Genomic DNA, 13,796 nt, shown 5'->3' with positions numbered 1-13,796 from the left:
AGTGCTGCTGCAGCTCGCGCAGCGACGCCACCACCCTAGCCCGCGCCCCCTCGTGGAGCGCAGCCGCGCCTCTACGGGGACGCGCGCGGATGATGCCGTCGTGCAACGGATCGCTGGTTAAACAGCGATGGCCACCCATTTCTGGGTGGCCATCGTGAATGGTGTCCGGCGGTGTCCTACTCTCCCACAGGGTCCCCCCTGCAGTACCATCGGCGCTGAGAGTCTTAGCTTCCGGGTTCGGAATGTGACCGGGCGTTTCCCTCTCGCTATGGCCGCCGTAACCCTGGCGACACACCAGCCCGAAGGCTGATGGTCAAATCTGGGGTTACACGCCGTGCGTGTATTCAATTATGTTCCACACTCCCGCAAGGGATGTGTGGGGTGCCCGTCTTCTGGGAACCACAAAGTGGACGCAAGCAATCTCTGACCACTCCTACCAGCCTTTACAACGGTATGAGTGTAGTGATTATCAAGTTATCGGCTTATTAGTACCGGTCAGCTCCGACAGTCTTTAGTCCTGTCTTCCACATCCGGCCTATCAACCCAGTCGTCTGGCTGGGAGCCTCTCCCCCGAAGGGATGGAAATCTCATCTCGAAGCCGGCTTCCCGCTTAGATGCTTTCAGCGGTTATCCGTTCCGAACGTAGCTAATCAGCGGTGCTCCTGGCGGAACAACTGACACACCAGAGGTTCGTCCATCCCGGTCCTCTCGTACTAGGGATAGATCTTCTCAAATTTCCTGCGCGCGCAGCGGATAGGGACCGAACTGTCTCACGACGTTCTAAACCCAGCTCGCGTACCGCTTTAATGGGCGAACAGCCCAACCCTTGGGACCTACTCCAGCCCCAGGATGCGACGAGCCGACATCGAGGTGCCAAACCATGCCGTCGATATGGACTCTTGGGCAAGATCAGCCTGTTATCCCCGAGGTACCTTTTATCCGTTGAGCGACAGCGCTTCCACAAGCCACTGCCGGATCACTAGTCCCGACTTTCGTCCCTGCTCGACTTGTCAGTCTCACAGTCAAGCTCCCTTGTGCACTTACACTCGCCACCTGATTGCCAACCAGGTTGAGGGAACCTTTGGGCGCCTCCGTTACTCTTTAGGAGGCAACCGCCCCAGTTAAACTACCCATCAGGCACTGTCCCTGAACCCGATCAGGGTTCGAAGTTAGATATCCAGAGTGACCAGAGTGGTATTTCAACAATGACTCCACGAACACTAGCGTGCCCGCTTCACAGTCTCCCACCTATCCTACACAAGCCACACCGAACACCAATACCAAACTATAGTAAAGGTCACGGGGTCTTTCCGTCCTGCTGCGCGTAACGAGCATCTTTACTCGTAATGCAATTTCGCCGAGTTCGCGGTTGAGACAGCTGGGAAGTCGTTACGCCATTCGTGCAGGTCGGAACTTACCCGACAAGGAATTTCGCTACCTTAGGATGGTTATAGTTACCACCGCCGTTTACTGGGGCTTAAATTCTCAGCTTCGCCTTGCGGCTAACCGTTCCTCTTAACCTTCCAGCACCGGGCAGGCGTCAGTCCGTATACATCGTCTTGCGACTTAGCACGGACCTGTGTTTTTAGTAAACAGTCGCTTCCCACTGGTCTCTGCGGCCATCGAACGCTCCCGGAGCAAGTCCGTTCACGCCTCAGGCCCCCCTTCTCCCGAAGTTACGGGGGCATTTTGCCGAGTTCCTTAACCACGATTCTCTCGATCTCCTTAGTATTCTCTACCTGACCACCTGAGTCGGTTTGGGGTACGGGCAGCTAGAACCTCGCGTCGATGCTTTTCTTGGCAGCATAGGATCACCGATTTCGACTTGCGTCTACCCATCAGATCTCAGGCTGTGTGAACGACGGATTTGCCTATCGTTCGCCCTACATCCTTAGACCGGGACAACCATCGCCCGGCTCGGCTACCTTCCTGCGTCACACCTGTTAATACGCTAAACGCACCAGCATGGGGTCGTACGCTAGGCCCAACGCTTCACCCCGAAGGGATCCATCAAAGGGATTCAGATACTTAGCACTACTGGATTGTCTTGGGCGGTTCTTCGCCGGTACGGGAATATCAACCCGTTGTCCATCGACTACGCCTGTCGGCCTCGCCTTAGGTCCCGACTTACCCAGGGAAGATTAGCTTGACCCTGGAACCCTTGGTCTTCCGGAGGACGGGTTTCTCACCCGTCTTTCGCTACTCATGCCTGCATTCTCACTCGTGTGGCGTCCACGGCTGGTTCACACCGCCGCTTCACTCGCCACACGACGCTCTCCTACCCATCAACACGGCTGGACCACGAAGGCCTACCACTAATGTCAATGCCACAACTTCGGTGGCGTGCTTGAGCCCCGTTACATTGTCGGCGCGGAATCACTTGACCAGTGAGCTATTACGCACTCTTTCAAGGGTGGCTGCTTCTAAGCCAACCTCCTGGTTGTCTGTGCAACTCCACATCCTTTCCCACTTAGCACGCGCTTAGGGACCTTAGTTGGTGGTCTGGGTTGTTTCCCTCTCGACTATGAAGCTTATCCCCCACAGTCTCACTGCTGCGCTCTCACTTACCGGCATTCGGAGTTTGGCTGACGTCAGTAAGCTTTTGGGCCCCATCGGCCATCCAGTAGCTCTACCTCCGGCAAGAAACACGCAACGCTGCACCTAAATGCATTTCGGAGAGAACCAGCTATCACGAAGTTTGATTGGCCTTTCACCCCTATCCACAGCTCATCCCCTCCATTTTCAACTGAAGTGGGTTCGGTCCTCCACGACGTCTTACCGTCGCTTCAACCTGGCCATGGATAGATCACTTCGCTTCGGGTCTAGACCCTGCGACTGAATCGCCCTATTCGGACTCGCTTTCGCTACGGCTGCCCCACTCGGGTTAACCTCGCCACAGAGCACTAACTCGCAGGCTCATTCTTCAAAAGGCACGCCGTCACCCCTACAAGGAGGCTCCGACGGTTTGTAAGCAAACGGTTTCAGGTACTATTTCACTCCCCTCCCGGGGTACTTTTCACCTTTCCCTCACGGTACTTGTCCGCTATCGGTCATCTGGGAGTATTTAGGCTTATCAGGTGGTCCTGACGGATTCACACGGGATTTCTCGGGCCCCGTGCTACTTGGGATACTCTTCACGCCATAACACCATTTCGACTACGGGGCTCGCACCCGCTCTGGCCAGGCATTCAAACCTGTTCGTCTATGATGCGCTGTAACGTTCCGTGCTCGGCAGAACACGACGAAAAGTCCCACAACCCCGACCATGCAACCCCTGCCGGGTATCACACATGGCTCGGTTTAGCCTCTTCCGCGTTCGCTCGCCACTACTAACGGAATCACTGTTGTTTTCTCTTCCTGTGGGTACTGAGATGTTTCACTTCCCCACGTTCCCTCTACCCGCCCTATATATTCAGGCGGGAGTCACCAGGTCACCACAAGGGGCCTGGCGGGGTTTCCCCATTCGGAAATCCTCGGATCACAGCTCGTTTATCAGCTCCCCGAGGCTTATCGCAGATTACGACGTCCTTCTTCGGCTCCAGATGCCAAGGCATTCACCGTTTGCTCTTATGAACTTGCTAATCACATGAGTTAAGAAACTACAACTCGAAAAGTTGCAGATCCAATGATTTGCATGACCGCAGCCCGAAAGCCGCGCCATGCGAATCTTGTCGATCCGACACCTGCAAGGGTGCCGAATCTAAGATGCTCGCGTCCACTGTGTAGTTCTCAAAATACGGGCGGTATCCCTCCCCCATGCACCCAGGCATGAGAAAAGGATCCAGAAGGTTCAGACCCGAGCTGCTCCCGAAGAAGCAGCCGGCCCGGTCCCTCAGGACCCAACAGCGTGCATGTACCCGACTCCACCCGTCCGTGCGTTCCCAACCCGAAGGCTGTACTGACACGAGACGAATCTCACCGAGCACCTAGTTCAATGTTCCACCCATGAGCTACCAGCAAAGACATTCGCTTTGATCTGGCGCCTGGAACCGACACGCTCCGAGGAGCGCCGTGTCCAGATGCTCCTTAGAAAGGAGGTGATCCAGCCGCACCTTCCGGTACGGCTACCTTGTTACGACTTAGTCCTAATCACCGATCCCACCTTCGACAGCTCCCTCCTTGCGGTTAGGCCACTGGCTTCGGGTGTTACCGACTTTCATGACTTGACGGGCGGTGTGTACAAGGCCCGGGAACGTATTCACCGCAGCGTTGCTGATCTGCGATTACTAGCGACTCCGACTTCATGAGGTCGAGTTGCAGACCTCAATCCGAACTGAGACCGGCTTTTTGGGATTCGCTCCACCTTACGGTATCGCAGCCCTTTGTACCGGCCATTGTAGCATGCGTGAAGCCCAAGACATAAGGGGCATGATGATTTGACGTCATCCCCACCTTCCTCCGAGTTGACCCCGGCAGTCTCCTATGAGTTCCCACCATGACGTGCTGGCAACATAGAACGAGGGTTGCGCTCGTTGCGGGACTTAACCCAACATCTCACGACACGAGCTGACGACAACCATGCACCACCTGTATACCGACCTTGCGGGGCAACCATTTCTGGAAGTTTCCGGTATATGTCAAGCCTTGGTAAGGTTCTTCGCGTTGCATCGAATTAATCCGCATGCTCCGCCGCTTGTGCGGGCCCCCGTCAATTCCTTTGAGTTTTAGCCTTGCGGCCGTACTCCCCAGGCGGGGCGCTTAATGCGTTAGCTGCGACACGGAAACCGTGGAAAGGTCCCCACATCTAGCGCCCAACGTTTACGGCATGGACTACCAGGGTATCTAATCCTGTTCGCTCCCCATGCTTTCGCTCCTCAGCGTCAGTTACGGCCCAGAGAACTGCCTTCGCCATCGGTGTTCCTCCTGATATCTGCGCATTCCACCGCTACACCAGGAATTCCATTCTCCCCTACCGCACTCTAGTCTGCCCGTACCCACTGCAGGCCCGAGGTTGAGCCTCGGGTTTTCACAGCAGACGCGACAAACCGCCTACGAGCTCTTTACGCCCAATAATTCCGGACAACGCTTGCACCCTACGTATTACCGCGGCTGCTGGCACGTAGTTAGCCGGTGCTTTTTCTGCAGGTACCGTCAAACCGAAGTCCTTCTTCCCTACTAAAAGAGGTTTACAACCCGAAGGCCGTCATCCCCCACGCGGCGTTGCTGCATCAGGCTTTCGCCCATTGTGCAATATTCCCCACTGCTGCCTCCCGTAGGAGTCTGGGCCGTGTCTCAGTCCCAGTGTGGCCGGTCACCCTCTCAGGCCGGCTACCCGTCGTCGCCTTGGTGAGCCATTACCTCACCAACAAGCTGATAGGCCGCGAGTCCATCCTTGACCGAAAAACTTTCCACCCGCACCCGATGCCGGGGCAGGTCGTATCCGGTATTAGACGCCGTTTCCAGCGCTTATCCCAGAGTCAAGGGCAGGTTACTCACGTGTTACTCACCCGTTCGCCACTAATCCACCCAGCAAGCTGGGCTTCATCGTTCGACTTGCATGTGTTAAGCACGCCGCCAGCGTTCGTCCTGAGCCAGGATCAAACTCTCCGTAAAAAAATTACGACAACCAACCCCGAAGAGAAGGAAGTCAAGTTTGACCTCTAGCAAATAAGACGTCATTACTGACATCAATTTCCAAAGGAACCCAACCAATCAACCGCATCAACCCCGAAAGGCTGAAACAGAATCAATGGCCGAGGTTATATAATTTGGCATTGAACATAGTGCACGCTGTTGAGTTCTCAAGAATCGGACACACCCCGCCTCCACGCCCAAAGAAAGCGCTTCACAACGAGAGTGATCGAAGAGTGTTGCAATGAGTGCTTGTCAGTGACAAGTGACTCGGCTAAGCTGGAGAAGTTATCCTCTCGGCCGCCGTGGCAACTTGTATAACTTAGCACATCCGCAGGCCGTGTCAAATCCGGCTTTTCCGCCATGTCGTTGCGCTCGAAGGCGCTCCGACGTTGTCCCGTGAAGGACGGCCCGCTTCAGGACCGTGGTCCTGCGCCGGGCGGCGAAGAGGCTGGATCCGAGGGATCCTGCGAAGGCTTTACATCCGTCGCGACGACGTGCTCCGAGAAGCTGTCTTCGGTGGGATGGTCCCGATTGAGGCCGGGACGTAGGAACTGCACTCCCGGAGGAGGCCTGTTCTTTCCGTTTCCCTGCGGCCTTTGTGGCGACTCGGAGTAATTTACGCAGGGCTCACCGCCGTGTCAAACGGCGGGCCGAAATCGCGCATCCCGGGCGTGTCGCGGGTCCGGCTCTCCTCCCCAGGTGCGGTCTGCGCCGTCTCTCCACCGTTCACCTCCGGCGGCCCGAAGCCCCGGAGGACGCTCGGGAGAATGGGCGCATGATCCCCGACTCCCCCGGCCCCGGTACCTCCCGCCCCGTTCTCCACTCGGTGGCGGCCGCGATCGAGCTCGTCGCGCAGGCGTCCGCCGGGCGCGAGCTGCTGCTCGTCGGGGTCACGGGCTCGCCCGGCGCCGGAAAGTCGACGCTCGCCGAGGAGCTGCGGGCGGGGGTGCCCGGCTCGGTCGTCCTCGGACTCGACGGGTACCACCTCCCCCAGACGCGTCTCCGCGAGCTCGGTCGACGCGAGCGGATGGGCGCACCCGACACGTTCGACACCGCCGGCTTCGTCGAGGCGCTCCGGCGCCTCCGCCTCGCGCAGCCCGGAGACGTGCTGCGCTTCGCCTCGTTCGACCGCTCGATCGAGGAGCCGGTCGCCGGCGGGATCGTCCTGGCGATCGGCCAGGCGACGGTGGTCGTGATCGAGGGCAACTACCTGCTGCTCGAGCAGGGCGGCTGGGGTGAGGTCGCCCCTCTGCTCGACCTGACCCTCCACCTCCGGATCGACCCCACCGTCCGCCGCAGCCGTCTCGTCGCCCGGCACCTCAGGTTCGGCAAGCCGCTCGACGAGGCGCTCGCCTGGAGCGACGGGCCGGACGAGCGGAACGCCGAGCTGATCGAGGCGGCCTCCGAGCGGGCCGACGCGATCCTCGACCCGAGGCCCGAGCGCCCGCTGCGACTGCTCCACCTGTCGGACACCCACCTCCTCGGTGATCCGGGCGACCGCTACAACCGCGTGATCGACACCCGCGCCGGCCTCGCCGCGCTGCTCGAGGCCCATGCGGCGATCGAGGACCTCGATGCCGTGGTCGTCTCCGGAGACCTGAGCGGCGACGGGTCCGCCGAGTCCTATTCCGCACTCCGCGACGCGCTCGCCGGGTGGTGCGCCGACCGGGATGCGGCCCTCGTCCTCGCCCTCGGCAATCACGACGACCGGGAGAGCTTCGGAACGCCGGTGCCGTGGAACACCGAGACCGTCGTGCGCGGCGTCAGGATCCTGACCCTCGACTCGTCCGTCCCGGGCGGTGCGTCGTGGGGGCTGCTGACCGAGCCGACCCTCGCCTGGCTGCGGGAGCGCCTCCACCGGGATCCGCTCACTCCCACCGTGCTGGTGCTGCACCACCCGCCGATCGAGGCCGTGACCCCGCTCCACCGGCGGATGGGCCTCGCCAACCCGCACGATCTCTGGGAGGCGGTCGAGGGCGCGCCCGTCCTCGCCGTGCTCTCGGGGCACTGGCATCACGCGTTCGTCGACACGACGACTCCCGCGCCGGTCGTCGTCGCGCCCGGTGCCGCGAACCGCACCGACGTCCTCGCGGGGCCGGCGCACGAGCGCTCGGTGGCCGCCTCCGGCGCCTCGATCGTCGAGGTGCTGCCCCGGGGAGTGCGCGTGACGAGCACCGAGATCGATGCGCCGCACCGGGGGACCGAGCTGTTCGACGTGAGCGCGGAGGTGCTCGCCGAGTGGCTGGACCGTCTCGGCTTCCCTGGAGGGCGGTGACGCGGCACTATTAGTCAGTTGGCTGACTAATCCCGCGCCCCGGAGGAGAACCATGGCCCCGCTCACTCTGCTCGTCCGCTCCCGACGACGCGCCTGGATCACCGTCCTCGCCGCGGTCATCGCCGTCGGCGCGCTCTTCGCCCTGCTGCCCTCGAGTGCCGAGTCGGGCTTCCCCCAGTCGGGTCTCCCCGACTCGGCACCGTCGGCGAAGGTCGCCGCGCTGCTCGAGGAGTTCCCCTCGGCCGACACGACGGCGGGAGTCGTCCTGTGGAACCGGGACAGCGGCCTGACCGAGGCGGACACCGCGGCGATCGACGAGCGCGCCGGTGCGCTGGCCGCCCTGTCGACGACCCCCGAGGCCGTGCGCCCGCAGTTCAGCGACGACGGGCGCGCCGCCCTCGTGGCCGTGCCCCTCTCGGCCTCCGCGGTCGAGGCGGATGTCGCGTCGATCGCGGACCAGCTCCGCGCGACGGGATCGGCCGAGCTGCCGAGCGGTCTCGACAGCTACCTCACCGGTGCCGTCGGCTTCCAGGCCGACATCTCGAACGCATTCGCCGGAGCCGACTTCCGGCTCCTGCTCGTCACGGTGATCGTCGTGGCGGTGCTGCTCATCGCGACCTACCGCAGCCCGATCCTCTGGATCGTCCCCCTCGCCGTGGTCGGCATCGCCGACGGGCTCGCGCGGATCGTCGTCGCCGCGCTGGCCGACGCGCTCGGACTCTCGATCGACGCCTCGGTGAGCGGCATCCTCTCGGTGCTCGTCTTCGGCGCGGGCACGAACTACGCGCTGCTGCTCGTCGCCCGCTACCGCGAGGAGCTGCTCCACGAGGAGGACCGGCACCGCGCGATGACGACCGCCGTCCGCAGCGCCGGGCCGGCGATCGCCGCGAGCGGCGGGACGGTCGCGCTCAGCCTCCTGACCCTTCTGCTCGCCGAGCTCGCGGGCAACCGCGCGCTCGGGTTCGCCTGCGCGATCGGCGTCGTGATCGCGATCGTGTTCGCCCTCGTCGTGCTGCCGTCCGCCCTGGTGCTCTGCGGTCGCGGCCTCTTCTGGCCGTTCGTGCCGAGACCGGACGCCGCCGGCGCGCCCCCGCGGAAGGACGGGCTCTGGACCCGGCTCGGCCGCGGAGTCGCGCGTCGCCCCGGACGCGTCGCGATCGTCGCCACCGTCGGCCTCGCCCTGCTCTCGCTCGGGCTCGTCGGCGCGAAGGTCGGCCTGTCCCAGACCGACCAGCTGCTCGGAGATCCGGAGTCGGTCCGCGCCCAGGTCGTGATCGACGAGTCCTTCGGGGCCGGCCTCACCGCGCAGACCACGGTGCTCGCTCCCGACGACGCGGTCGCCGAGGCGACCGCCCTCGCCGAGGGGACCGACGGGGTCGACTCCGTGCGGGCCGGCGAGAGCGCGAACGGACTCACCTCGCTGAGCCTGGTGCTCGCCTCCGAACCCGAGAGCGCCGAGAGCTTCGCGACGATCACCGCCCTGCGCTCGGCCTACGCCGACGCCACCGGACCGGTCTCGGAGAGCCTCGTCGGCGGGAGCGACGCGACGGCGCTCGACACCCAGTCGGCGTCGGAGCGCGACCAGGGGCTGATCATCCCGATCATCCTGGCGATCGTGTTCCTGATCCTCGCGCTGCTCCTGCGCTCGCTCGTCGCTCCGGTGCTGCTCATCGCGACCGTGCTGGCGACGTTCTTCGCGAGCCTCGGAGCGGCGAACCTGCTCTTCGGCGGGCTGCTCGGATTCCCCGCGTTCGATGCGAACGTGGTGCTGTTCGCGTTCCTGTTCCTGGTCGCGCTCGGCGTCGACTACAACATCTTCCTCGTCACGCGTGCCCGCGAGGAGCGGATCCTGCACGGCACCCGTGAGGGCATGGTGCGCGCCCTCGCGTCGACCGGCGGGGTGATCACGAGCGCGGGCATCCTGCTGGCGGCGGTCTTCGCCGTGCTCGGCGTGCTGCCGGTCGTGGCGCTCACCCAGATCGGCGTGATCGTCTGCATCGGAGTGCTGCTCGACACCCTGGTCGTGCGCACGGTCCTGGTGCCGGCGCTCGTGTTCCTCACCGGCGACGCGTTCTGGTGGCCGAGCGCGCGGCGGCGTGCACGGCGCGCGGCGACCGCGTGACACGCCCGGGGCCCGCGATCGACGCGGGAGCCGCCGACGCCCCGGGTGCCCCGGTCGATCAGAGGCGCACCGCACAGGGAAGCGGACGGTGCGGGGCCGCACGCGACAGCCCGCACCGTCCGCTGATCGTGGTCCGCGGACGCGGAGGTCAGGTCGAGGGCAGGGCGACCGCGCCGGTCGCCGCCGCGTACTCGCGCCGCTCCCGCCGCGGGGCGGGGGAGACGTCGGTGTAGCGGCCGACCCGGGTCGGATTCACTGCCGTCGTCGTGACGTAGGAGCCCCACATCGGAGAGGGGACGTACTCTGAGGATCGTTCGATGGACATGTCTCTGCTTTCACGGTGAGGGGGTTCGTCGGACTCGCGCGGTGCCGGGGTCCAGCCCGGCACCGCGCACTCGGCTCGGGCCTAGGCCCCGATGCCGACTTCCTCGGGCGAGACGTCGGCGCCCGGAGCCGAGGGCTCGATCGCCTCGGCGACGCGCTGCGCCAGCGAGGTGTCGACGTTCGCCCAGTACTGGAGCACGCGCTGACGGAGCTCGGGGCGGGTCACCTTCGAGACGTGGCCGGCGATGTTCGCGACCAGGCGGGCCTTCGCGTCGTCGTCGAGCACCTCGCGGTAGAGGGTCCCGGCCTGACCGAAGTCGTCGTCCTCGGGGTGGAGGGTCGCCGCGGCGCGCGTGAGCTCGCCGTCGCTCTCCCAACCCGTCGACTCCGCGGCGCGCGCGGGGTCGGCGTGGGCGCCTCCGGTCGTGTTGGGCGCGTAGACCGGGACCTCGGCCTTCTGGAAGTCGAACCGCATCGGCCCGTCCTTCGAGTAGGAGTGCACCGGCGACTTCGGCGCGTTGACCGGGAGCTGCGCGTGGTTCGCGCCCACGCGGTAGCGGTGCGCGTCGGCGTAGCTGAAGATGCGCGCGAGGAGCATCTTGTCGGGGCTCGCCGCGATGCCGGGCACGAAGTTCGAGGGGGCGAAGGCCGCCTGCTCGATCTGCGCGAAGTAGTTCTCGGGGTTGCGGTCGAGGATCATCGAGCCGACCTCGATCAGCGGGTAGTCGGCGTGCGGCCAGACCTTGGTGAGGTCGAACGGGTTGAACCGGTAGCTCTTCGCGTCCTCGTAGGGCATGACCTGCACCGAGAGCGTCCACGACGGGAAGTCGCCGCGGTCGATGGCCGAGGACAGGTCGCGGATGTGGAAGTCGGCGTCCTCTCCTGCGATCTGGTCGGCCTGCTCCTGGCTGAGGATCTCGATGCCCTGGTCGGTCTTGAAGTGGTACTTGACCCAGAACCGCTCGCCGGCCGCGTTGATCCACTGGTAGGTGTGCGAGCCGAAGCCGTCCATGTGGCGCCACGAGCTCGGCAGACCGCGGTCGCCCATCAGCCAGGTGACCTGGTGGGCCGACTCGGGCGAGAGGGTCCAGAAGTCCCACTGCATGTCGTGGTCGCGCAGGTGCGAGCCGGGGAGGCGCTTCTGCGAGCGGATGAAGTCGGGGAACTTGATGCCGTCGCGGAGGAAGAAGACGGGGGTGTTGTTTCCGACGAGGTCGTAGTTGCCCTCGCTCGTGTAGAACTTCAGCGCGAAGCCGCGCGGGTCGCGCCAGGTGTCGGGCGAGCCCTGCTCGCCGGCGACGGTGGAGAAGCGGGCGAGCATCTCGGTCTCGACGCCGGGCTGGAAGAGCGCGGCGCGGGTGTAGGCGCTGACGTCTCCGGTGGTGACGAAGCGACCGAACGCTCCGCCGCCCTTGGCGTGGACGACCCGCTCGGGGATGCGCTCGCGGTTGAACTGCGCGAGCTTCTCGAGGAGGTAGTGGTCGTGGAGCGCGAGGGGGCCGTCGGCTCCGACGCTCAGCGAGTGCTCGTCGCTCGCGACCGGCGCTCCGGAATTGGTCGTCGTGAATCGTTCCTCGGTCATGTTCCTCCTGTCGGCGGCGGGCCGGGGCCGTGCCGCTGCGGTGATGGGGGTCTCGGTCAGCTCTGCGCTGCCGCGAGGCAGTCGGGGCAGGTGCCCCAGAAGGTGACGTCGGCCGTCTCGATGGCGAAGCCGCTCGAGGTGGACGGGTGCAGGCAGGGCGCCTGACCGACGACGCAGTCGACGTCGGCCACGGCGCCGCACGTGCGGCAGACGACGTGGTGGTGGTTGTCGTCGACCCGCAGCTCGAACCGGCGGGGGTGACCCTCCGGCTCGATGCGGCGGGTGAGGCCGGCCTCGGTGAAGGCCGAGAGCACTCCGTACACCGCCTGGGCGGAGGCGTCGGGGAGCTCGGTGCGCACTCGCGCGAGGACGGCGTCGACGTCGGAGTGCGGGTGCCCCTCGAGGGCCTGCAGGACGGCCCGCCGGGTGGCGGTGGCCTTGAGCCCGGAGGCTCGGAGGCGGTCGTCCGGTGTCGTCATGTCAGTGACACTAGCGGAGTTGTGTTGAATGAGTCAAAACAACTTCGGCGTTTCGCAGCGGGCGCGGAGGGCTCGTTCGGGTGCGACGGGCGATCAGGCGACGGGGCCCTCGACCAGGGTGACCTCCGCCGAGTGGGAGGCTCCGGCGGTGTCGGTCCAGGTGAGGGTCACCGACTCGCCGGGCTCGCGCTGGGCGAGGTCGGCCGAGAGTGCGTCGGAGGAGGCGATGGCCGTGCCGTTCACGGCGGTGATGGTGTCGCCGGTGGCGAGGCCCGCCTCCGCCGCGGGGCCGTCGGTCACGACTCCGGAGACCACGGCGCCCTCGGCGGCGGAGACGGCCGAGCGGTAGGGCGAGGTCGATGCGGTCGACGAGAGCGCGACCCCCAGGAACGCCGGGTAGCCGATCTCGACGGTGGCGGTGTCGGCGCCGGCCTCGATCGTGGCGACGATGTCGAGAGCCGTCGAGATCGGGACGGCGAAGCCGGTGATGTCCGCCGACCCGCTCGAGGCGGCGGTGTCGATCCCGACGACCTCGCCCTCGGAGTCGACGAGCGGTCCGCCCGAGTCGCCGGAGACGATGTCGGCGTCGACCTGGATCAGCCCGGACAGGGTCTCGCCCGAGATCCCGGCCTCGGACTGGGTCGTGATGCTCTGCCCGAGCGCGGTCACGGTGCCGGAGGCGGCGACCAGGTCGCCGGTCCCCCCTGCGTTGCCGACAGCGGTGACGGCATCGCCGACGGCGACCCCGTCGGTGTCGAGCGTCGCGGGCGTCAGACCCGACGCGTCCTCGAGCTGGAGGACGGCGATGTCGTTGGTCGCGTCGGTGCCGACGACGCGAGCGGTGTAGGCCTCGCCGGTCGACTCGACGGTGACCTCGATGCTGGTCGCCCCCTCGACGACGTGGTTGTTGGTGAGGATCATGCCGTCGGAGGTGAGGACGACGCCGGTCCCGGCCGAGGTCGCGCTCTCGTAGGTGAGGTCGGAGGTGATCGTGACGACGCCCGCGGTCTGCGCGGCACTCGCGGCGACGGCGTCGGTCGCGGTGCTCGTCGAGGAGCTCCCGGAGGAGGAGCCGTAGCCCGAGCCGCCGGAGTAGGGCGAGAGCGTGGTGCCGCCGGAGTACGGGGAGACCGTGATCCCGCCTCCGAACGCACTGCGCGAGCCCGGGTAGACCGCGGTGCTCGCGCTCGAGCCGCCGGAGGACGCGGCGACCTCGGTGCTGCCGGCGGAGGACACGCCTCCCGCGGCGAGTCCGATCAGCACGGCGAGACCGGCGCCGCCGGCGACGAGGGCGCGGCGCCGACGGCGGCGGTCGTCGACGCGCAGGGCCAGGCGCTCGTCGAGAGCGGCCTGCTCGGCGGTGCGGTCGGAGTGGGCGGTGGGCTCGTCGCCCTGGGGTCCGTGCTGCTCGTTCATGGTGTCGTCCTCGTGGCCGGGGCC

Annotated in this window: 6 protein-coding genes and 3 rRNA genes; 2 read left to right on the top strand and 7 right to left on the bottom strand. The window is 65.1% G+C overall.

The window, feature by feature from the left end; genetic code table 11:
* Positions 1 to 163 precede the first annotated feature (163 nt).
* From rrf to GSU68_RS01095, 3 genes are all read right to left on the bottom strand, one after another.
* Positions 164 to 280 (bottom strand): 5S ribosomal RNA (rrf, locus tag GSU68_RS01105).
* Between the two features lie 185 nt (positions 281 to 465).
* Positions 466 to 3,581: ribosomal RNA gene (locus GSU68_RS01100) — 23S ribosomal RNA — on the bottom strand.
* A gap of 449 nt (positions 3,582 to 4,030) precedes the next feature.
* Positions 4,031 to 5,553 (bottom strand): 16S ribosomal RNA (locus tag GSU68_RS01095).
* The 16S, 23S and 5S rRNA genes sit together here, the layout of an rRNA operon.
* A 796-nt stretch (positions 5,554 to 6,349) precedes the next feature.
* Between GSU68_RS01095 and GSU68_RS01090 the strand changes: the two genes are divergently transcribed.
* Together GSU68_RS01090 and GSU68_RS01085 are read left to right on the top strand one after the other, a co-directional pair.
* On the top strand, positions 6,350 to 7,849 hold the full coding sequence (locus GSU68_RS01090) for a metallophosphoesterase (protein ID WP_159905292.1): 1,500 nt from the start codon (positions 6,350 to 6,352) through the stop codon (positions 7,847 to 7,849).
* A 52-nt stretch (positions 7,850 to 7,901) separates the two neighbouring features.
* Positions 7,902 to 9,971 (top strand): MMPL family transporter, encoded by a 2,070-nt coding sequence (locus GSU68_RS01085; RefSeq protein WP_159905291.1) that lies wholly within the window; start codon positions 7,902 to 7,904, stop codon positions 9,969 to 9,971.
* A 148-nt stretch (positions 9,972 to 10,119) separates the two neighbouring features.
* On the opposite strand, the gene GSU68_RS01080 is transcribed toward GSU68_RS01085, so the two are convergent.
* From GSU68_RS01080 to GSU68_RS01065, 4 genes are all read right to left on the bottom strand, one after another.
* On the bottom strand, positions 10,120 to 10,296 hold the full coding sequence (locus tag GSU68_RS01080) for a hypothetical protein (protein WP_159905290.1): 177 nt from the start codon (positions 10,294 to 10,296) through the stop codon (positions 10,120 to 10,122).
* An 81-nt stretch (positions 10,297 to 10,377) separates the two neighbouring features.
* Complete coding sequence (locus GSU68_RS01075; RefSeq protein ID WP_159905289.1) at positions 10,378 to 11,877, bottom strand: catalase; 1,500 nt, start codon at positions 11,875 to 11,877, stop codon at positions 10,378 to 10,380.
* 56 nt (positions 11,878 to 11,933) lie between these two features.
* Complete coding sequence (locus tag GSU68_RS01070) at positions 11,934 to 12,356, bottom strand: Fur family transcriptional regulator (RefSeq protein ID WP_159905288.1); 423 nt, start codon at positions 12,354 to 12,356, stop codon at positions 11,934 to 11,936.
* A 93-nt stretch (positions 12,357 to 12,449) separates the two neighbouring features.
* The gene (locus GSU68_RS01065) at positions 12,450 to 13,772 is read right to left on the bottom strand and encodes a trypsin-like peptidase domain-containing protein (RefSeq protein WP_208544624.1); all 1,323 of its coding nucleotides are present in this window, start codon (positions 13,770 to 13,772) and stop codon (positions 12,450 to 12,452) included.
* Positions 13,773 to 13,796: the final 24 nt, after the last annotated feature.

It is taken from the genome of Rathayibacter sp. VKM Ac-2759, assembly GCF_009834225.1.
In the GTDB taxonomy this organism is placed as follows: Bacteria; Actinomycetota; Actinomycetes; order Actinomycetales; family Microbacteriaceae; genus Rathayibacter.
This window is presented reverse-complemented; position numbering and strand designations above follow the sequence as displayed.

Bases quoted from the DNA above. Each gene is read 5' to 3' on its own strand.
- GSU68_RS01090 (WP_159905292.1), top strand. From the start codon at position 6,350: ATGATCCCCGACTCCCCCGGCCCCGGTACCTCCCGCCCCGTTCTCCAC.
- GSU68_RS01085 (WP_159905291.1), top strand. From the start codon at position 7,902: ATGGCCCCGCTCACTCTGCTCGTCCGCTCCCGACGACGCGCCTGGATC.
- GSU68_RS01080 (WP_159905290.1), bottom strand. From the start codon at position 10,296: ATGTCCATCGAACGATCCTCAGAGTACGTCCCCTCTCCGATGTGGGGC.
- GSU68_RS01075 (WP_159905289.1), bottom strand. From the start codon at position 11,877: ATGACCGAGGAACGATTCACGACGACCAATTCCGGAGCGCCGGTCGCG.
- GSU68_RS01070 (WP_159905288.1), bottom strand. From the start codon at position 12,356: ATGACGACACCGGACGACCGCCTCCGAGCCTCCGGGCTCAAGGCCACC.
- GSU68_RS01065 (WP_208544624.1), bottom strand. From the start codon at position 13,772: ATGAACGAGCAGCACGGACCCCAGGGCGACGAGCCCACCGCCCACTCC.